This is a genomic window from Streptomyces lavendofoliae, from assembly GCF_014649735.1.
Lineage (GTDB): Bacteria > Actinomycetota > Actinomycetes > Streptomycetales > Streptomycetaceae > Streptomyces > Streptomyces lavendofoliae.
This window is the reverse complement of record NZ_BMTP01000004.1, coordinates 154,512-172,881: the sequence shown is the minus strand read 5'-3', so window position 1 is coordinate 172,881 and position 18,370 is coordinate 154,512. Positions and strand designations below refer to the sequence as shown.

General features: G+C 73.6%; 17 protein-coding genes. 10 read left to right on the top strand and 7 right to left on the bottom strand.

What is annotated here, in order from left to right:
- Nucleotides 1–32: 32 nt before the first annotated feature.
- Nucleotides 33–542, top strand: a complete 510-nt coding sequence (locus tag IE109_RS09275) for a MarR family winged helix-turn-helix transcriptional regulator (protein ID WP_229890806.1) — start codon at nucleotides 33–35, stop codon at nucleotides 540–542.
- Between the two features lie 131 nt (nucleotides 543–673).
- Nucleotides 674–1,660 carry an aldo/keto reductase gene (locus IE109_RS09270; protein ID WP_189550298.1) on the top strand — a complete coding sequence of 329 codons (987 nt, stop codon included), beginning with the start codon at nucleotides 674–676 and terminating at the stop codon, nucleotides 1,658–1,660.
- 126 nt (nucleotides 1,661–1,786) lie between these two features.
- Here the strand turns inward: IE109_RS09270 and thpR are convergent, their stop codons facing one another.
- Nucleotides 1,787–2,359: an RNA 2',3'-cyclic phosphodiesterase gene (gene thpR, locus IE109_RS09265; RefSeq protein WP_189550297.1), complete on the bottom strand. Its 573-nt coding sequence runs from the start codon at nucleotides 2,357–2,359 to the stop codon at nucleotides 1,787–1,789.
- Between the two features lie 43 nt (nucleotides 2,360–2,402).
- Between thpR and IE109_RS09260 the strand changes: the two genes are divergently transcribed.
- Complete coding sequence (locus IE109_RS09260) at nucleotides 2,403–2,924, top strand: GNAT family N-acetyltransferase (protein WP_373297671.1); 522 nt, start codon at nucleotides 2,403–2,405, stop codon at nucleotides 2,922–2,924.
- Nucleotides 2,925–2,972: 48 nt separating this feature from the next.
- Here IE109_RS09260 and IE109_RS09255 read toward each other — a convergent pair whose 3' ends face one another.
- Together IE109_RS09255 and IE109_RS09250 are read right to left on the bottom strand one after the other, a co-directional pair.
- Nucleotides 2,973–4,307: an MFS transporter gene (locus tag IE109_RS09255; RefSeq protein ID WP_189550296.1), complete on the bottom strand. Its 1,335-nt coding sequence runs from the start codon at nucleotides 4,305–4,307 to the stop codon at nucleotides 2,973–2,975.
- A 27-nt stretch (nucleotides 4,308–4,334) separates the two neighbouring features.
- Nucleotides 4,335–4,778, bottom strand: a complete 444-nt coding sequence (locus IE109_RS09250; RefSeq protein ID WP_189550295.1) for a MarR family winged helix-turn-helix transcriptional regulator — start codon at nucleotides 4,776–4,778, stop codon at nucleotides 4,335–4,337.
- A gap of 130 nt (nucleotides 4,779–4,908) precedes the next feature.
- Here IE109_RS09250 and IE109_RS09245 point away from each other — a divergent pair, with 130 nt between their 5' ends.
- On the top strand, nucleotides 4,909–5,097 hold the full coding sequence (locus tag IE109_RS09245; protein WP_189550294.1) for a ribbon-helix-helix protein, CopG family: 189 nt from the start codon (nucleotides 4,909–4,911) through the stop codon (nucleotides 5,095–5,097).
- 104 nt (nucleotides 5,098–5,201) lie between these two features.
- Here IE109_RS09245 and IE109_RS09240 read toward each other — a convergent pair whose 3' ends face one another.
- Nucleotides 5,202–6,659, bottom strand: a complete 1,458-nt coding sequence (locus tag IE109_RS09240) for an NCS2 family permease (RefSeq protein WP_189550293.1) — start codon at nucleotides 6,657–6,659, stop codon at nucleotides 5,202–5,204.
- A gap of 256 nt (nucleotides 6,660–6,915) precedes the next feature.
- On the opposite strand from IE109_RS09240, the gene IE109_RS09235 reads away from it, so the two are divergent.
- Together IE109_RS09235 and IE109_RS09230 are read left to right on the top strand one after the other, a co-directional pair.
- Entirely contained in the window at nucleotides 6,916–7,197 is a 282-nt protein-coding gene (locus IE109_RS09235; RefSeq protein ID WP_189550292.1) for a DUF2530 domain-containing protein, read from the top strand.
- Nucleotides 7,198–7,290: 93 nt separating this feature from the next.
- A complete protein-coding gene (locus tag IE109_RS09230) occupies nucleotides 7,291–9,741 on the top strand; it encodes an HAD-IC family P-type ATPase (RefSeq protein WP_189550291.1) in 2,451 nt (816 codons plus the stop codon).
- A gap of 120 nt (nucleotides 9,742–9,861) precedes the next feature.
- On the opposite strand, the gene IE109_RS09225 is transcribed toward IE109_RS09230, so the two are convergent.
- The 3 genes from IE109_RS09225 to IE109_RS09215 all read right to left on the bottom strand — a co-directional run bounded on the left by IE109_RS09225 (nucleotide 9,862) and on the right by IE109_RS09215 (nucleotide 14,552).
- Nucleotides 9,862–10,110 (bottom strand): hypothetical protein, encoded by a 249-nt coding sequence (locus IE109_RS09225; protein ID WP_189550290.1) that lies wholly within the window; start codon nucleotides 10,108–10,110, stop codon nucleotides 9,862–9,864.
- Nucleotides 10,111–10,138: 28 nt separating this feature from the next.
- Nucleotides 10,139–13,267 carry a sacsin N-terminal ATP-binding-like domain-containing protein gene (locus IE109_RS09220; protein WP_373297670.1) on the bottom strand — a complete coding sequence of 1,043 codons (3,129 nt, stop codon included), beginning with the start codon at nucleotides 13,265–13,267 and terminating at the stop codon, nucleotides 10,139–10,141.
- A gap of 361 nt (nucleotides 13,268–13,628) precedes the next feature.
- The gene (locus tag IE109_RS09215) at nucleotides 13,629–14,552 is read right to left on the bottom strand and encodes a DUF3027 domain-containing protein (protein ID WP_189550288.1); all 924 of its coding nucleotides are present in this window, start codon (nucleotides 14,550–14,552) and stop codon (nucleotides 13,629–13,631) included.
- A gap of 286 nt (nucleotides 14,553–14,838) precedes the next feature.
- Between IE109_RS09215 and IE109_RS09210 the strand changes: the two genes are divergently transcribed.
- From IE109_RS09210 to IE109_RS09195, 4 genes are read left to right on the top strand one after another with little or no spacing between them, the layout of a single operon-like run.
- Nucleotides 14,839–16,185, top strand: a complete 1,347-nt coding sequence (locus IE109_RS09210; protein WP_189550287.1) for an MFS transporter — start codon at nucleotides 14,839–14,841, stop codon at nucleotides 16,183–16,185.
- Nucleotides 16,186–16,212: 27 nt separating this feature from the next.
- Nucleotides 16,213–16,692: a DUF2771 domain-containing protein gene (locus tag IE109_RS09205; protein WP_189550286.1), complete on the top strand. Its 480-nt coding sequence runs from the start codon at nucleotides 16,213–16,215 to the stop codon at nucleotides 16,690–16,692.
- 2 nt (nucleotides 16,693–16,694) lie between these two features.
- Nucleotides 16,695–17,465: a futalosine hydrolase gene (locus tag IE109_RS09200; RefSeq protein ID WP_189550560.1), complete on the top strand. Its 771-nt coding sequence runs from the start codon at nucleotides 16,695–16,697 to the stop codon at nucleotides 17,463–17,465.
- Entirely contained in the window at nucleotides 17,462–18,295 is an 834-nt protein-coding gene (locus IE109_RS09195) for a 1,4-dihydroxy-6-naphtoate synthase (protein WP_373297669.1), read from the top strand. The genes IE109_RS09200 and IE109_RS09195 overlap by 4 nt, the downstream gene beginning before the upstream one ends.
- The last annotated feature ends 75 nt before the right edge of the window (nucleotides 18,296–18,370 follow it).

Below are 18,370 nucleotides of genomic sequence, written 5' to 3'. Positions count from 1 at the left end.
CGGCGAACACGGCCGCTCCTAAGATGGACAACATGGTTGACGAAATGAAGGTAAACCAGGTTGTCGATTCGGGCAAGGGTGGTGGCCGTGGACACGAGCTGCCGCTGCTCCTCTTCGCCGGCTTCCGCACCCTCATCGACCGGCTCCACACCGAGCTGGCCCGCCAGGGCCACCCCGACGTGCGCCCCGCGTACGGGTTCGCCATGCAGGCCATCGGCGTGACGGGGGCGACCGCAAGCGAGATCGGGCGGCGGCTCGGGGTGTCCAAGCAGGCGGCCGGCAAGACCGTCGACCGGCTCGTCGCCCTCGGGTACGCGGAGCGCGCCGACGACCCCGCCGACGCCCGCCGCAAGTTGGTCCGCCTCACTCCGCACGGCCTGGACGCCCTCACCCGGTCGGCCGCGATCTTCGACGGCCTGCGGGCCGACTGGGCGCACACCCTCGGACCGGAACGCGTCCGCGACATGGAGGACGCGCTGCGGACCGTCGTCCCGGCCGACGCCTTCCGGCTCGACGCGGCGGGATGGCTGGGCGGGACGTGAGGATCGCCGCCACGCGCTGCCGCGTGCGCTCGCGCGGCAGCGGGACCACCTCCGGCTTCCCCGCGACCGACGCCCACCGGGCCCCCAACCCCCTTGCTTCGAGCGCGCTCCAAGGCGTTGGCTGTACGACCATGAAGTACACGCAGCTCGGACGCACCGGACTCAAGGTCAGCCGACTCGTCCTCGGCACGATGAACTTCGGGCCCCAGACCGACGAAGCCGGCAGTCACGCCATCATGAACGCCGCGATCGACGCGGGCGTCAACTTCTTCGACACCGCCAACGTGTACGGCTGGGGTGAGAACAAGGGCCGCACCGAGGAGATCATCGGCTCCTGGTTCGCCCGGGGCGGCGACCGGGACAAGGTCGTGCTCGCCACCAAGGTGTACGGGAACATGGCGGCCGAAGGGCCGGTCTGGCCCAACCACGACAAGCTCTCCGCCGTGAACATCCGGCGGGCCGTCGACGCCAGCCTCAAGCGGCTCAACACCGACCACATCGACGTCTACCAGTTCCACCACATCGACCGGCACACGCCGTTCGAGGAGATCTGGCAGGCCATCGACGTCCTGATCCAGCAGGGCAAGATCCTGTACGCCGGGTCGTCGAACTTCCCCGGTTACAAGATCGCCCAGGCGAACGAGACCGCCGCCAGGCGCGGCATGGTCGGGCTCGTCAGCGAGCAGTGCCTCTACAACCTGGCCGAGCGCCGCGCCGAGATGGAGGTCATCCCCGCCGCGCGGGACTACGGCCTGGGCGTGATCCCCTGGTCGCCGCTGCACGGCGGGCTGCTCGGCGGAGTGATCAGGAAGGAGGCCACGGGCGGTCGCCGCACCGGCGGACGCTCGGCGGACGCACTCGCCGACACCGACGTACGCCTCCAGATCCAGGCGTACGAGGACCTCCTCGACAAGCACGGGCTGGAGCCTGGCGAGGTGGCACTGGCCTGGCTGCTCACCCGGCCGGGTGTGACGGGGCCGATCGTCGGGCCGCGCACCGCCGAGCAGCTCGACTCCGCGCTGCGGGCGGTGGAGCTGGAGCTGTCGGACGAGGTCCTGAAGGAGCTGGACGCGATCTTCCCGGGCACGGGGCCGTCCCCGGAGGCCTTCGCCTGGTGACCGGCGTCACCGGACGGCCGCGCTCCGGCGTCAGCCGAGCGCGGCCGCCACGGCGACGATCACGAACATCAGCACCAGCACACCGGCCATGATCCGGTTACGCGTCTTGGGGTCCACGCTCCGAGGTTAGCTGGCCCCTCCCAGCGGCCAGGACCCGACCGTCTCGTAGCGCGGTCCCCGGCCCGCGGCGCCCCCGCCCGGCAGGTTGCTGCGGACGAGCGCCAGCTCGGCCACGTCCCAGCGGCTGCCCTCGAAGTCCCGGAGCCGCTCCACGAAGGGCCGCAGGTCCACGGCGTCCGTGCGGCCGCGGGCCACCGTCAGGTGGGCCTGGTACCGGCGGTGCTCGTCCATCGGGACGCCGGCGCGGCGGGCGGCGGCGTCCGCGCGGTCGGCGAGCAGCCGCATCTCGTCCAGCCCGCCGGCCGCGCCCGCCCACAGCACGCGCCGGCCGAACCGGCCACCACCGTGCAGGCGCAAGCCGAAGGGGCCGGTGCGGTGCGCGGCGCGGGCGAGCCGGGTGCTCAGGTCCGGTACCAGCGCCTCGTCCACGTCCCCCATGAACGCCAGCGTGAAGTGCCAGCCGGCGCGGCCCGTCCAGCGCAGGTCGCCGGCGCCCGGAAGGGTGCGCAGCAGGTCCACCTCGGCGGCGAGCTCGTCCACGGCCGCACGGCTCGGCAGTACGGCGGCGAAAAGCCTCATACCGCGAGTCTGGCATGGGCCACGCGCGCCGTATCCTCGGCCGGTGGACACGGTGGAGATCAGGAAGGCCGCGGCGGGGGACGTCCCCGCGATACTCGGCGTGCTGGACAGCGCGGTCGGCTGGCTGAACGAGCGCGGCAACACCGCCCAGTGGGGCACCGAGCCGTGGTCGTCGAGGCCCCGGGCGGTGGAGCGGGTGCGGGAGATGGTCGCGGAGGGCTCGCCGTGGATCGCCGAGATCGGCGGCGTACCGGCCGGGACCCTGCTGATGACGCCGTTCCCCGGGCCCGGCGTGGCCCCCGCCGGTGAGCCGGAGCAGTACGTGCGGTTCCTGGCCACCGGCGCGCGGTTCCACGGGCGGGGCGTGGGCAGTGCCCTGCTGGCGCACGCGGTCGAGGAGACCCGGCGCCGGAGCGTCCGGCTGCTGCGGGTGGACTGCTTCGCGGGCGGCGGGGGGCGGCTCGTGGACTACTACGCGCGCAACGGCTTCACGCCGGTCGAGTCCTTCACGGACGGCGACCGGCCGGTGCAGGTCCTGGAGCGGCGGGTGTGCACGGAAGGGTGACGGAGGGGCCCCTGCCCGGTACGGGCGGGGCCCCTTCCCGTCGTGCCGCTAGGCGGCCGTGGCCAGCTGCTCGCGCGGCACGAACCGCACGTGCGGGTGGCGGCCGTGCATCTCCACCTTCAGGCGCAGCCCGCCCAGCCGGCCCAGCACCAGACCGATCACCACGGCGGCGGCCAGCGAGACGGCACCACCGGTGGCGAAACCGACGCGGGCGCCGTACGTGTCGGTGATCCAGCCCAGCAGGGGCGCGCCGACCGGGGTACCGCCGACGAACACCATCATGTAGAGGCTCATCACCCGGCCGCGCATGACCGGGTCGGTGGCGAGCTGGACCGAGGAGTTGGCGGTGACGTTGACCGTCAGGCCGAACATGCCGATCGGGACCAGCAGCAGTGCGAAGACCCAGAACGACGGCGACAGGGCGGCCGCGATCTCCAGTACGCCGAAGGCGACCGCGCCGCCGACCAGCAGCCGCAGCCGCGAGGTGCCGCGCCGGGCCGCGAGCAGGGCCCCGATGAGGGAGCCGACGGCCATCAGGGTGTTGAGGAAGCCGTACGTGCCCGCCCCGGCGTGGAAGACGTCGTCGGAGAAGGCGGTCAGCCAGATCGGGAAGTTGAAGCCGAAGGTGCCGACGAAGCCGACGAGCGCGATCGGCCAGATCAGTTCGGGGCGCCCGGCGACGTACCGCAGCCCCTCGCGCAGCTGGCCCTTGCCGCGCGGTGCCCGCTCCACCTGGTGCAGCTCACCGGTGCGCATGAGCATCAGGGAGACGAGCGGGGCGAGGAAGGACAGCCCGTTGACCAGGAAGGCGTAGCCGCTGCCGACCGACGCGATCAGCGCGCCCGCGACGGCGGGGCCGACGAGGCGGGCCGACTGGAAGTTCGCCGAGTTCAGGCTGACGGCGTTGCGGACGTGGGCGGGACCGACCAGCTCGGAGTAGAACGACTGGCGGGCCGGGTTGTCGACCACCGTCACCAGGCCGAGCAGGAACGCGATCAGGTAGACGTGCCAGACCTGCACGTGCCCGGAGAGGGTGAGCACGGCCAGGGCGAGACCGCACAGGCCGAGGGCGCCCTGGCTGAGCATCAGCAGGTTGCGCTTGGGGTAGCGGTCGGCGATGACCCCGCCGTACAGGCCGAGGAGCAGCATCGGCAGGAACTGCAGCGCCGTGGTGATGCCGACGGCGGCGGCGGAGCCCGTGAGGCTGAGGACCAGCCAGTCCTGGGTGATGCGGGCCATCCACGTGCCGGTGTTGGAGACGATGGCACCGGTGAAGAACAGCCGGTAGTTGCGGACCTTGAGCGAGGAGAAGGTCCCGGTGCGGGTGGGGGTGTCGTCGGGGTTGTGTGCGGGTGCGGAGAGTGCTCCGGGTCCCGGACTCAAAAGCGTTCGCCTCCTTGCTGTGACTGTTTACAGGTGTGCGAGCTTCTCCAGCACAGGTGCGGCATCGCGCAGCTTTGCCCACTCGTCCTCGTCCAGACCCTCGGCGAGGGTGGCGAGCCAGGCGTTCCGCTTGCGGCGGGACTCCTCGAGCATGGCCTCGGCCGTCTCGGTCTGGCTGACGACCTTCTGCCGGCGGTCCTCGGGGTGCGGCTCCAGCCGGACCAGTCCCTTGGCCTCCAGCAGCGCCACGATGCGCGTCATCGACGGCGGCTGCACGTGCTCCTTGCGGGCCAGCTCACCGGGGGTGGCGGAACCGCAGCGGGCGAGGGTGCCGAGCACCGACATCTCGGTGGGGCTCAGCGATTCGTCGACGCGCTGGTGCTTCAGGCGTCGGCCCAGCCGCATGACGGCCGAGCGGAGGGCGTTCACGGCGGCTGCGTCAGCGGGCTCACCGTGGGAGAGGTCAGGCATGTATTTAGCGTAACTCATTACCCAGGCTAAATACTAGTGAGGGGGCGGGGAGTGGCAGGTGTCACCCGTACGAGTGAAAGCGGGCCGGAAAGCGACCCGGCGGGCGCGGCGGGGCGGCGAGTCTGGCGCCATGGGATCGACCGTGCTCAGCCTGCGGATAGACGGAGAGCTGCTCGACCGGGTCCGGCGCCACGCCGCCCGCAGCGGGATGAGCGTCCAGGACTACGTGGTCCGGACGCTCGTCCGGGACGACTTCGACGAGCGCCTGGAGACGGCGGTCGACCGCACCGACCGCTTCTACGGCCCACGCCCCACCTGACGCCCCGGCCGGGCGCCGCCGCCGTGGAAACACGGCGGCCCGGACCGTGGGGGACACGGGCCGGGCCGACCGGGAGGCGAGGGCTTGTACGGGGGCGGGAGCGCTTACGTCAGGCCGAGCGCCGGCATGGCGTAGTAGAAGGCGAAGACCGCCGAGACGACGTACATCGCCACCGGGACCTCGCGACCACGCCCGGCCGCCAGGCGCAGCACGCTGAAGGCGATGAAGCCGATGCCGATGCCGTTGGTGATCGAGTACGTGAACGGCATCATCACCATCGCGAGGAACGCCGGCACCGCGATCGTGAAGTCGCTCCAGTCGATGTCCTTCACCGACCCGGCTAGGATCAGGAACCCGACCGCCAGCAGCGCCGGGGTGGCCGCCTGCGAGGGGACCATCGTGGCGAGCGGCGTGAGGAACAGCGCCACCGAGAACAGCGCGCCCGTGACGACGGACGCGAGGCCCGTGCGCGCGCCCTCGCCGACGCCCGCCGTGGACTCCACGAAACAGGTGGTGGCCGAGGAGGAGGTGGCACCGCCGGAGGCGACGGCCAGGCCGTCCACCAAAAGCACCTTGTTGATGCCGGGGAAGTTGCCCTCCCTGTCCATCAGCTTGGCCTCGTCGCCGACGCCCAGGATCGTGCCCATCGCGTCGAAGAAGCAGGACAGCAGCACGGTGAAGACGAACAGGCAGCCGGTCAGCAGGCCGACCTTCTCGAAGCCGCCGAACAGGCTGACGTCGCCGACGAGCCCGAAGTCGGGGGACGCGACCGGGTTGCCGGGCCACTCGGGCGTGGTCAGGCCCCAGGAGGGGATCGTCGCGACCGCGTTGACGACCATCGCGACGATCGTCATGACGACGATCGAGATGAGGATGGCGCCCGGCACCTTGCGGATGATCAACGCCAGCGTGAGCAGCGCGCCCAGCGCGAAGACCAGGACCGGCCAGCCGGTGAGGTGCCCACCGGCGCCCAGCTGGAGCGGGACGGTGGTGTGGGCGGCGTCCGGGATGCGGGACACGAAGCCGGAGTCGACGAGGCCGATCAGCATGATGAACAGGCCGATGCCGATGGCGATGCCCTTGCGCAGCCCGGTGGGCACGGCGTTCATCACCCGCTCGCGCAGGCCCGTCGCCACCAGGAGCATCACCACGATGCCGGCCAGCACGACCATGCCCATGGCGTCCGGCCACGACATGCGCGGCGCGAGCTGGAGGGCGACGACCGTGTTGACGCCGAGGCCGGCCGCCAGGGCGATCGGCACGTTGCCGATGACGCCCATCAGCAGCGTCGAGAACGCGGCGGTCAGCACGGTGGCGGTGACCAGCTGGCCACCGTCGAGCTGGTGCCCGTACATGTCCTTGGCGCTGCCCAGGATGATCGGGTTCAGCACGATGATGTAGGCCATCGCGAAGAAGGTCGCGAAGCCGCCGCGTACCTCGCGGGCGACCGTGGAGCCACGCTCGGAGATCTTGAAGAAGCTGTCCAGACGGCCGTTGACCGGCTGCTGGAGGGACGGCGGCCGGTCGCCGGCGTCCGTCGGCGTGGTGGCCGAGGAGGGCATGCGAAACCTCAGGGTGCGGGGGCGGGGTGGGATCACGACCGGTCCTTTTTGGTCATTCACACTAAAGAAACCGGTCAGACACAAGCCGTTTCAGTATGAACGCATGATTCGAAGATCGGTATCTCCGCGCGTAGACCCCCTGCCGCCCACGCGATCCGGCAGCGCCGCCGCCGACCACGTCGTCCGCGCCGGGGCCGGCCGGCCGGCCCCGGGCACGGCCCCGGGCCGGCCGGGTGACCCCGCCTACACTGGGCGCATGGCGAAGTGGACCCCCAAGCACGAGGCACCCGAGCCCCTGGAGGGGCCCGTCGTCGCCACCATCACCGGCGGCACGGTCATCTGGTTCGTCCTCTTCCTGGCGCAGGTCCCCTTCTACGCCTGGTTCGCCGACCGCGACCTCACCTGGTGGGTGTGGACCTGCCTCGCCGGCGGCGGACTCGGCCTGATCGGCATCTGGTACGTCCGCCGGCGCGACGCGGCCCTCAAGCGGGCGGCGGCCCGCCCGCCGCACGGCGACGCCCCCGCCGGCACCACCTGACGTACGACCACGGGACGATTCCCGTCGTACCGGGGGCGGATCCTGCCGCCGCTCGCGATGTGCGGGCGCGGGGACGGTCGTACCGTCGGAGTCATGACGCAGCGGGCGAAGATCGACACCGACGGCTCCGAACCCGGCGGGCCCACCATCGACGCCGGGTCCGAACTCGACCCCGTCCACCCGCGCCGGCCCCCCGTCCGGCACCGGTCCGCCGGACTGACGTCCGCCGAGGTGGCCGAGCGGGTCGCACGGGGTGAGGTCAACGACGTACCCGTCCGCAGCTCCCGCTCGACCACCGACATCGTCCGGGGCAACGTCTTCACCCGCTTCAACGCGATCATCGGCATCCTGTGGGTGATCATGCTGATCGTCGCGCCGATCCAGGACAGCCTCTTCGGGTTCGTCATCGTCGCCAACACCGGCATCGGCATCATCCAGGAACTGCGCGCCAAGAGGACCCTCGACTCCCTCGCCGTCATCGGGGAGACCAAGCCCACCGTCCGGCGCGACGGGCGGTCGACCGAGATCCACATGTCGGAGATCGTCCTCGGCGACTGCATCGAACTCGGGCCGGGCGACAAGGTCGTCGTCGACGGCGAGATCGCCGAGGCCGACAACCTGGAGGTCGACGAGTCGCTGCTCACCGGCGAGGCCGACCCCGTCGTGAAGAAGCGCGGCGACCAGGTCATGTCCGGCAGCTTCGTCGTCTCCGGCGGCGGCGCGTTCACCGCCACCAAGGTCGGACGCGAGGCGTACGCGGCGCAGCTCGCCGAAGAGGCGTCCCGCTTCACGCTCGTCCGCTCCGAACTGCGCAGCGGCATCTCCACGATCCTCAAGTACGTGACGTGGATGATGGTGCCGACCGCCATCGGGCTCATCATCAGCCAGCTCTTCGTCAAGGACGCCGCCTTCAAGGACTCCGTCGCCCGGACCGTCGGCGGCATCGTGCCGATGATCCCCGAGGGCCTGGTCCTCCTCACCTCCGTCGCCTTCGCGATCGGCGTCGTCCGGCTCGGCCGCAAGCAGTGCCTCGTGCAGGAGCTGCCCGCCATCGAGGGGCTCGCCCGCGTCGACGTCGTGTGCCTCGACAAGACCGGCACCCTCACCGAGGGCGGCATGGACGTCACCGAGCTGCGCACCCTGAACGGCTCCGACGAGGGCTACGTCCGCACGGTCCTCGGCGCCCTCGGGGAGTCCGACCCCCGGCCGAACGCCTCCCTGAAGGCGATCATCGACGCCTACCCCGACGACGAGGACTGGCGGTGCACCCAGGCGCTCCCGTTCTCCTCGGCCCGCAAGTACAGCGGCGCCGCCTTCAGCGAGGGCGGCGGCCGGACCAGCACCTGGCTCCTGGGCGCCCCCGACGTCCTCCTCCCCGACGACGACCCGGTGCTCGATGACATCGACGACCTCAACCAGCAGGGACTTCGCGTCCTGCTCCTCGCGCGGGTCACCGGCGAGCTGGACGACCCCGACGTCACCGCCGGCGCCCGCGCCACCGCGCTCGTCGTCCTCGAACAACGGCTGCGCCCCGACGCCGCCGACACCCTGGCCTACTTCGCCGACCAGGACGTCGCCGCCAAGGTCATCTCCGGCGACAACGCCGTCTCGGTCGGCGCCGTCGCCGACAAGCTGGGCCTGCCCGGCGCCGCGCACACCGTCGACGCCCGCCGCCTGCCCGCCGAACGGGACGAGATGTCCAAGGCCCTCGACGAGGGCGCCGTCTTCGGGCGGGTGACCCCGCAGCAGAAGCGGACCATGGTCGGGGCGCTCCAGTCCGGCGGGCACACGGTCGCCATGACGGGCGACGGCGTCAACGACGTACTCGCCCTCAAGGACGCCGACATCGGGGTCAGCATGGGGTCCGGCTCCGAGGCGACGAAGGCGGTCGCGCAGATCGTCCTGCTCAACAACAGCTTCTCCACGCTGCCCGCCGTGGTCGCCGAAGGCCGCCGCGTGATCGGCAACATCACCCGGGTCGCCACGCTCTTCCTCACCAAGACGGTCTACTCGGTGCTGCTGGCGATCCTGGTGGTGTGCAGCGGCATCGAGTACCCCTTCCTGCCCCGCCACCTCACCCTGCTGTCCACGCTCACCATCGGCGCGCCCGCCTTCTTCCTGGCCCTGGCGCCCAACACCGAACGGGCCAAGCCCCACTTCGTACGCCGGGTGATGCGGTACGCGATCCCCGGCGGGCTCGTCGCGGCGGCGGCGACCTTCGCGACGTACCTGCTCGCCCGCTCCCACTACAGCGGGCCGGACGCCCTGAGCGCCGAGACCAGCGCGGCCACGCTCACGCTGTTCCTGGTGTCGATCTGGGTGCTGGCCATCGTCGCCCGCCCCTACACGTGGTGGCGGATCGCGCTGGTGGCCGCCATGGGCGGGGCGTTCCTGCTGGTCCTCGTGGTGCCCTGGCTCCAGGACTTCTTCGCGCTGCGGCTGGTCGGCACGACGATGCCGTGGCTGGCCGTGGGCATCGCGGCGGCGGGCGCGGCCCTGGTGGAGGCGGCGTGGCGGCTGGTGGACCGCCGATTCCCCGCGTGACCGGGGGGCCGCCGCGTGACCGGGGGCGCCCGTGACCGGGGGCGCCCGTGACCGGGGGCGCTACCGACCGGCCGTCCGCGGCGCACCCGGATCAACGGCCCCCCTCACCGGCCGCCGTCGTCAACGGTCTTCGCGTGCCCCGGCTTCCGCCTCCAGGCGGTCCAGGGCCGTCGTGGTGGACTCACGGCCGCGGATCAGCTTCCACGTCTCGGCGCCGCACGCCACCACCCCGGCCGCCCCGGCCAGGAGGACCAGGACGCGCAGCGGCAGCCACCAGTGTTCGCGGGCCACGGCCAGCGCCATCACGAACAGGCCCAGCAGCAAGGGCCCAGCGGCCTTGCGGAGCCACAGCTCGGCGCCGTCCCACATCGTCCCGCCCCTCCCCGTCGTCCGTGCTTCAGTCGAACCAGCGATCGCGGGCCAGTTCCGCCGTGCGCGACGGATCCTCCAGCAGCGCCGCCACCTCGAAGCGGCGCGGCCACTGGCCCGCCGCCCACGCCAGGCCCGCCGCGACGCCCTCCAGGGTGGCCGCGTGGACCGTGCCGTCCGGGGCGTGGCGCCAGTCCAGCTCGACGCCGCCCGCGCGCAGCTCCTCATGCTCGACGTACGTCCCGGGCGTGCCCGGACCGAGCAGGGCGTGCACCGACTCCGGCACCTCGTGCTCCTCGCCGGCCGTCGTGACGTCCGCCTCGACGTCCTCGCTCAGCCGCCGCACCTGAAGCAGCTCCGCCAGCTCGGCGGCCCGCGCCGGGGCCACCGGCAGCAGCGCGCGGCCCCCGGCCAGCGGCAGCAGGTCGGGCGCGTCGGCGACCAGCGCGTCGGCCGCGTCCACCACCCGCACCTCGCCGTCGACGACCGCGCGCAGCTCGTCGGGCAGGGTGACCTGCTCCGGGTCGAGGTCCGCGAGGGCGGTGTACAGGCCGTGCAGCTGCGCGGCGGTCACCTCGCGCTCCGGGTCGGCGAGGCGCCCCAGCAGCTCGGCCGCGCCGCCCGGCTCGTCCAGCAGCGCGGCGACGGTGGTCCGCACCCCCAGGGCGCGCAGCACCTGCGGGTCCTGGAAACCGGTCGCGATGTCGACCGAGTCGTACAGCCCCGCCAGCAGCGGGTCCACCCCGGCGGCCCGCAGCCCGGCGGGGCGGCGCCCGTCGAGCACCGGGTGGTCGCGCAGCCACCAGGCGGTGTACGAGCGGACGGTCTCGGTCGTGCCGTCGGGCAGCAGCACGCGCACCGGCTGGGTCAGCGCGTCGCGCAGCGGCGGCCGGGCGAGCAGCGACAGCGCCTCGGGCCAGGCGTCGTCGTCGACCAGGTCCAGGTCCCGTACGGCGACGATCTCGGTCGCCACCGGGGGCACCGGCGTCTCGGGCAGCCGGTCCAGCGCGTCCTCGCACCACACGTCGACGGCGTCCAGCAGGCCGATGTCGTCCGGCTCGGCGAAGTCCCCGTCCCTGGGCTCCAGTTCGTCCGGGTCCAGGACGACGTCCGTGGCCCGCACGAGGGCGAAGTTCGCGACCACGCCGCACGCGGCGAGCGGCTGCTCGCCCCACCGCTCGGCCAGGTCGGCGTCCACCAGGGCCAGTTCGTCCTCGCGCATGACGGCGGCGAACGGGCTGCCGGGCAGCACCAGTTCACCCGCCGGGGCGAGCTCGCCCTCCTCGTCGGGCAGCGCGAGGGCGCCCAGCCACGGCTCGTCACCGGGTTCGAGGCCGGCGTCGCGCACGAGGGCGAGGACCGTCTCGGCCAGCTCGTCGGCGTCCGGGGCGGCTTCCTCCCCGACGCCGTCGTACCAGGTCTCGCCCGCGTCCAGGGACGCGGCGACGGCCGCCCGCACCTGCGGCGTGGTGAGCACGGCGCGCGGGGTGGCGGGCAGGGCGCCCAGCTTCTCCAGGAGAGGATGGGCTGCGTCCGGATGGGCGACCTTCAGGCCCAGCCTGGTCAGGTCCGTGGGCGTGTCCGGCAGCGGCAGCAGCACATGGCGCGGGCCGGTCGCGGTACGGCCGCCGACGAGCGGCACGGGCAGGCCCGTGAGCCGGTCGGGGTCGACGCCCGCGAGGGTGTCGTACAGCCGGTGCCACCACGCGGGCGTGCGCTCGGTGCCCGCCAGCCGGTCGATGGCGTCGCCGAGGGAGAGGCGGGCCACGCCCAGGGCGCGCAGCTCGGTGCGGCGTTCCAGGCCGGCGGGCAGCAGCGTCGGCAGGACCTCCGCGAGGACGCGCCCGGTGTCGGCGCCGGCTCCCTCGACGACCTCCGCCTCGAACGGGCGCAGCGCGTGCGGCTGGTCGTCGCCGGGCGGGGCGGCCGGCGGCAGGAACGCGACGCGCGGCAGCAGCTCCAGTACGGCGCCCCGGACCGCCCCGTCGAGGACGCCCTTGCCGAGGGGGCCCGGCACCAGGTCGATCGTGCCCGTCGACACCGGGGCCCAGTCGGCGAGCAGCTCGGCGTACGCGTCGGCGGCGCGCCGGACCAGGAAGTCGGTCAGCGGACCGGGCGCCGGGTGGCGGCGGGTGGTGTCCAGCGGGAACGACGCGATGAGCAGGGCCGGGATGCCGAGCGGCTCGTCGGTGGGCGTCGGGGCGTGCACGACGGGCGCGGTACGGGGCCGGGCCGGCGCCCCCGCGTCGTCCACGGGCACGGCCCAGGTGACCGACCAGTGCGGTCGCAGCCGCTCCTCGACGGGGCGGTCCTTGAGCAGCTCCGGCTCGACGTCGCCCCGGTGGCTGACGGTCCGCCAGCGGCGGGTGCCGCCCTCGGTGTCGTCGATGTGGACGTACCCGTCCTGCTCGCGCCGGGTGAGGGTCCGCGTCCCCTTCGGGGTCTCCACGACCACGTCGGCGAGCCCCGGCAGGGTCAGCAGCAGGGCGTCGTCGATCCCGGCGAGCAGCCGCTCCGCCAGATCCACGGCGGCGGCGTCCCGCAACGGCAGGATCACCACCGTGTCGTAGCCCTCGGGGGCGGTGCCCTCGGCGGGCAGCGGGAGGCGCAGCAGCGGTACGTGGCCGTCGCGGCGGCGCAGTTCGTCGCCCAGGCCGGGGCTGGCCCGCGCGGCCTCGGCGGCCATCTCGCGTGCCTCGCTCAGCGACCACCGCACGCCGCCGTGCCGGCCCACGACGGCCGGCTCGTCACTGACGGCCAGCACGGCGGCGAACCCGACGCCGAACCGGCCGACCGCGCCCTCGTGGCCCTCCCGCTTCGCGGACGCCCGCAGGGTGCTGAGCGACTCGACACCGGTGGCGTCCAGGGGCGCGCCCGTGTTGGCGGCGGCGAGCACGGCGGGGCCGTCCGCGTCGGCGGCGTGCAGCGTCAGCCGCAGCCGCCCCGGGACCCCCGCGCGGGCGGCGGCGTCGGCGGCGTTCTGGGCCAGCTCCACCACCAGCCGGTCGCGGTAGCCGCCGAGCGCGAGGTCCTCCTCGGCGTTGGCGTCCTCCCGGAAGCGCGCGGGCCCGGCGCCCCAGGCGTCGAGCACCCCGCGCCGCAGCCGCGCGGTCCCGAACGGGTCGGCCCCATCGGTCGCCGTCGCCCTCACGCCCACGTCGTGCTCCGCTCTCTCGCCCTGCGTTTGCTACGGGGCCCGAAGGTACCGCGTGCGGCCGGGTCGGCGGCCCGCGCCCTCCGCCGACGGCCGCCACCGGTACCACCGCCCACGGAGCGGCCCCTCACGGCAACCGGCGCCCGCGCGGGCGGGGCCCCGCACCCGGCGGCTCACCGTCGGTGGCCGCGCCGGGAGGGAGCCCTAGGGTCTCTTTCGGATCAGGCCGGATCAGGGAGCGGGGTCTGGCGCGTGCGATCGCAAGGCGGAGGAGGGAGCCAACGCGGAGCGTTGGCGACCGACGACAACGCGGCGAGCGTGCGTGCCAGACCCCGCGAGCCCGGCATGATCCGAAAGACAGACCCTAGCCGTGTCCCAGGTCCTCGGAGCCGGCGTCCGGGGAGACCGTCGGCACCGAACCGCTGTCGCGGGCCGGGCGGAGGGGAAAGTCGTCGGCGCCCATGGAGTCCAGGACGGGCGGCGCGGGACGCGGGGGCTTGGGCATGACGGCCGCCTCGGAGTGGCCGCCGCAGCCGTACGTCAGGGAGACGACACGCCCGTCCGCCGGCGAGAACTCGTTGGCGCACACACCGAACGCCTGCTTCAGCGACCCGCCCAGCGGCATCAGGAACCCGCACGACACGCACGGTGCCGGAGCGGCCTGGGCCATCGGGGTCTTCGCGCCGAAGTTCTCCTCCCACCGGTCGGCCGCGACGTGCAGCCCGTACCGGGAGAGCACGCGCGCCCGGCGCAGGCCCAGCTCCTCCGCGACGGCCGCGATGGAGCCGCGCGACGGGGTGCGGGCGACCAGGTCGGCGTCCTCCGCGTCGACGAGCTCGGCCATCTCCTCGGAGACGGGCGAGTTCGGCGGCGGCACGTCCTCGCCGGTGTACCCGGGCTCCAGGCGCAGGTCGTCCTGCTCGGTCGGCAGCAGGTCGCCGGGGCCGAGGTCACCCGGGCGCAGCCGCTCGCTCCACGGCACCCACTCCGGCGCGAGGAGGGCGTCCGGTCCGGGCAGCAGAACCGTCTCGTCGAGCGTGACGGCCTTCGCCCGCGACGCGCGGGTCACCGTCACGGCCCAGCGCCACCCCCGGTAGCCGGGCTCCCGGCACTCGAAGAAGTGCGTGACGACCCGGTCGCCCTCGGCGACGACACCGGTGTGCTCGCCCACCACCCCGGGCGCCGCGACCTCCGCGGCCGCCTCCCGCGCAAGGTCCACCGCCTCGGCGCACAGGCGGTCGGGGGCGGGGGTACGCGCAGTACGGCTTCGCGTCGTCGCAGCACTCACAGGTCTCGCTCATCTCCTACGCCGTCTCACAGATGCGCCGGCCGATTCGCGATGTACGGGCGGCGGGCGGAGCGGACCAACGGGCCGCATCGACGTCCGCGCCCGACGTGTCTCGGGCACACCTCACGTCATCCATTCTGCGGGATGCCGAAGAGGCGCGCGGCCGAGAACTTCCGCCGGTGGCGCGCTACGCACGCTACCCCCTCCGCAGCCCGCCGCCCACCTGCCCGCCCCAAGTAGCCCTCATCACGGTTCGCGGAAGCGGCTGCTGGGGCACTATGACGGGGTGGCAACCGTGAGGTCGTCCGAGGATGCCGGGCCGCTCCAGAGGGCGGGCCGGCGGGTCGGCCGTGCCCTCCACCTGCCGTTCACCGGCACGGCACGCGGTATCCGAAAAGCGACGCACGCCCATGGCGCCGGGGAATCGGGCCTCGGCAAGCTGATCGAACTGCACGCCGTGAACGGCGCCGGCGACGTCATGATCACCGTCGCCCTCGCCTCCACGGTGTTCTTCTCCGTACCGACCGACGAGGCGCGCGGCCGGGTCGCGCTGTACCTGGCCATCACCATGGCCCCGTTCACGCTCCTCGCCCCCGTCATCGGCCCGCTCCTGGACCGCCTGCCGCACGGCCGCCGCGCCGCGATGGCGGGCGCGATGGGCACCCGGGTGGTGCTCGCCATCGCGCTGTCCGGCGCGGTCGCCACCGGCGACCTGGAGCTGTACCCGGCGGCGCTCGGCGTGCTCGTCGCGTCGAAGGCGTACGGGGTGGTGCGCAGCGCCGTCGTCCCCAGACTCCTGCCGCACGGCTTCTCGCTGGTGAAGGCGAACTCGCGGGTCACCCTCGCCGGGCTGCTGGCGACGGGAGTCGCCGCGCCGGTGGGGGTGGGGTTGCAGCAGATCGGCCCGCAGTGGCCGCTGTACGGCGCGTGCGTGCTGTTCACCGGCGGGACGCTGCTGGCGCTGTCGATGCCGCACAAGGTGGACTCGGCGAAGGGTGAGCGCAAGGCCCACATGCTGACCCACGGCGAGCGGAAGCCGAGCCTGCGGACGGTCGGCCCGTCCGTCCTGCACGGCCTCCAGGCCAACGCCGCGCACCGGGTGCTGTCCGGCTTCCTGATCTTCTTCCTCGCCTTCCTGCTGCGCGAGCACCCGCTGCCCGGGCAGAGCGCGGCGGTGTCGCTCGGCATCGTCGGCGTGGCGGCGGGCGTGGGCAACGCGTGCGGCACGGCGCTCGGCGCGCTGCTCAGGTCCCGCGCCCCGGAGCTGATCGTCGCCGCGATGGTGACGCTCGCGATGGTGGCGGCGATCGTGGCGGCGGTGTTCTTCGGCGGGCTCGCGGTCGCGGTGCTGGGCGCGGTGGCGGGGCTGTCGCAGGCCCTGTCGAAGCTGTCGCTGGACGCGATGATCCAGCGGGACGTGCCCGAGGTGGTGCGCACGTCGGCGTTCGCCCGGTCCGAGACGCTGCTCCAGATGGCGTGGGTGATCGGCGGCGCGGTCGGCATCGCCCTGCCGCTGAACGGAACCCTCGGGATGTCGGTCGCGGCGGGCATCCTGGCACTGGGCGTGGCGGTGACCGTCCGGGGCCTGCTGACCGCCGCGCGGCGCGGCACGCCGCACCCCCGCGTGGCGTGACCGGGGGCGGCGTATAGCCTTCGGCCCATGACCGTTGCGTTCTTTTCCGGTAAGGCCCGCCGGGCCGGCGTCGCTCTGGGTGCCGTCTCCGCCGGACTCCTCGTACTCTCCGCCTGCGACAAGCCGACGCCGCTCGCGACCGTGACGGTCGGGTCGGACTCGGTCAACACCGAGGCGACCTGCTACAACGACGGCAAGGCCATCAAGGAGTCGCAGATCCAGACCTGCCTGAACAAGAAGGCGGAGAAGACCATCACCGTCTCGGCGGACGACCGGATCCGCTTCGGCGTCGACCCGGAGGTCGCCGAGAACGGCTGGACCCTGTTCATCGGCGGCCAGCAGGCCGAGCAGGAGCCCTACAAGAAGACGTACCGGTCGATCCCGGCCAGCGCGTTCCTCTCCAGCCAGACCGGTGAGACCTCCAACACGGCGCAGATCAGCATCGTGGAGACCACCGGCAAGAAGCTGACCGGCATCTGGCACTTCCAGCTGAAGAAGGAATCCTGACCCTGCGCGTCCTGGTCGTGACGGCGGTGGCGGTGGAGTCGGACTCCGTCGCCGCCGGCCTCGACGGCTACGCGGCGTCCGCCGCGCGCGCTCTGCCGTCCGGGCACACCCTGACACGGCTGCACCACCCGGGCCCCGGCGCCCCGGCCCTCGCCCCGGAGGGCCCCGCCGCGGCCCCGGCGGTCGTCGTGGACGTCGTCGCGGGGGGCGTCGGCCCGGCCGCCGCGGCCGTCACGGCCGCCGTGGCCCTCGCCACCGCCCCGTACGCGTACGACCTGGTCGTCTCGGCGGGCATCGGCGGCGGCTTCGCCCCGCACGCGCCCCTCGGCACGGTCGTCGTCTCCGACGCGATCGTCGCCGCCGACCTGGGGGCCGACACGCCCGACGGGTACCTCGCCGTCGAGGAGCTGGGCTTCGGCCGCTCCGTCCACCTGCCGCCGCCCGCGCTGACCCGCCGGATCGCCGCGGCCCTCCGCGAGGGCGGGCAGCGGCACGTCGTCGCCCCCGTGCTGACCCTGTCGACGGTCACCGGCACCGCCGCCCGCACCGCCGGACTGAGCGCCCGCCACCCCCGTGCCGCCGCCGAGGCGATGGAGGGCTTCGGTGTCGCCGAGGCGGCAGCCTCCCACGGCGTGCCCGCCGTCGAGATCCGCGCCGTCTCCAACGCCGTCGGCCCGCGCGACCGCGCCGCCTGGCGGATCGGCGAGGCACTGGACTCCCTGCGGAACGCCTTCCGGCTGCTCGGCACCACCGTCTTCCTGGAGGATCTGTGAGGATCGCGTACTCCCCGTGCCCGAACGACACGTTCGTCTTCCACGCCTGGGCGCACGGCCTCGTGCCCGGCGCGCCCGGGCTGGACGTGACGTTCGCGGACATCGACGTCACCAACGGGATGGCCGAGCGGGGTGAGCTGGACGTCCTGAAGGTGTCGTACGCCGTGCTGCCCTGGGTGCTGGACGAGTACGCCCTGCTGCCGTGCGGCGGGGCGCTGGGCCACGGCGTGGGGCCGCTGGTCCTCACCCGGGAGCCGGGCGTGGACCTGCGGGGCCGGACGGTCGCGGTGCCGAGCGAGCGCTCCACCGCCTACCTGCTGTTCCGCCTGTGGGCGGCGGAGACCGTGCCCGGCGGGGTCGGCGAGGTCGTGGTGATGCCGTTCCACGAGATCATGCCCGCCGTGCGGGACGGCAGGGTCGACGCGGGTCTCGTCATCCACGAGGCCCGGTTCACCTACCAGCGGTACGGCCTGCACCGCCTCGCCGACATGGGCGAGCACTGGGAGTCCACGACGGGCCTGCCGATCCCGCTGGGCGCGATCATCGCGAAGCGGTCGCTGGGCGCGGACACGCTGGAGGTGCTCGCCCGGTCGGCGCGGGCGTCGGTCCGCATGGCCTGGGACGACCCGGAGGCCTCCCGCCCGTACGTACGGGAACACGCCCAGGAGATGGACCGGGCCGTGGCGGACCAGCACATCGGCCTGTACGTCAACGAGTTCACGGCCGACCTCGGTGAACCCGGCTACGCGGCGGTGCGCGGCCTGCTGACCCGGGCCGCGGCCGAGGGCCTGGTGCCGCCCCTGAAGCCGGACGCGCTGTCCTTCCCGTGACGGCCCGTCCCGGCGGCGCACGTGCGACGGCCGGGGGGCGGATGTGCCGCCCCCCGGCCGTGGACGCCGTGGTTC

What these genes read in the sequence shown, in the direction of transcription:
- IE109_RS09275 (WP_229890806.1), top strand. Translation starts at nt 33, where the DNA reads ATGGTTGACGAAATGAAGGTAAACCAGGTTGTCGATTCGGGCAAGGGT.
- IE109_RS09270 (WP_189550298.1), top strand. Translation starts at nt 674, where the DNA reads ATGAAGTACACGCAGCTCGGACGCACCGGACTCAAGGTCAGCCGACTC.
- thpR (WP_189550297.1), bottom strand. Translation starts at nt 2,359, where the DNA reads ATGAGGCTTTTCGCCGCCGTACTGCCGAGCCGTGCGGCCGTGGACGAG.
- IE109_RS09250 (WP_189550295.1), bottom strand. Translation starts at nt 4,778, where the DNA reads ATGCCTGACCTCTCCCACGGTGAGCCCGCTGACGCAGCCGCCGTGAAC.
- IE109_RS09245 (WP_189550294.1), top strand. Translation starts at nt 4,909, where the DNA reads ATGGGATCGACCGTGCTCAGCCTGCGGATAGACGGAGAGCTGCTCGAC.
- IE109_RS09240 (WP_189550293.1), bottom strand. Translation starts at nt 6,659, where the DNA reads ATGCCCTCCTCGGCCACCACGCCGACGGACGCCGGCGACCGGCCGCCG.
- IE109_RS09235 (WP_189550292.1), top strand. Translation starts at nt 6,916, where the DNA reads ATGGCGAAGTGGACCCCCAAGCACGAGGCACCCGAGCCCCTGGAGGGG.
- IE109_RS09230 (WP_189550291.1), top strand. Translation starts at nt 7,291, where the DNA reads ATGACGCAGCGGGCGAAGATCGACACCGACGGCTCCGAACCCGGCGGG.
- IE109_RS09225 (WP_189550290.1), bottom strand. Translation starts at nt 10,110, where the DNA reads ATGTGGGACGGCGCCGAGCTGTGGCTCCGCAAGGCCGCTGGGCCCTTG.
- IE109_RS09205 (WP_189550286.1), top strand. Translation starts at nt 16,213, where the DNA reads ATGACCGTTGCGTTCTTTTCCGGTAAGGCCCGCCGGGCCGGCGTCGCT.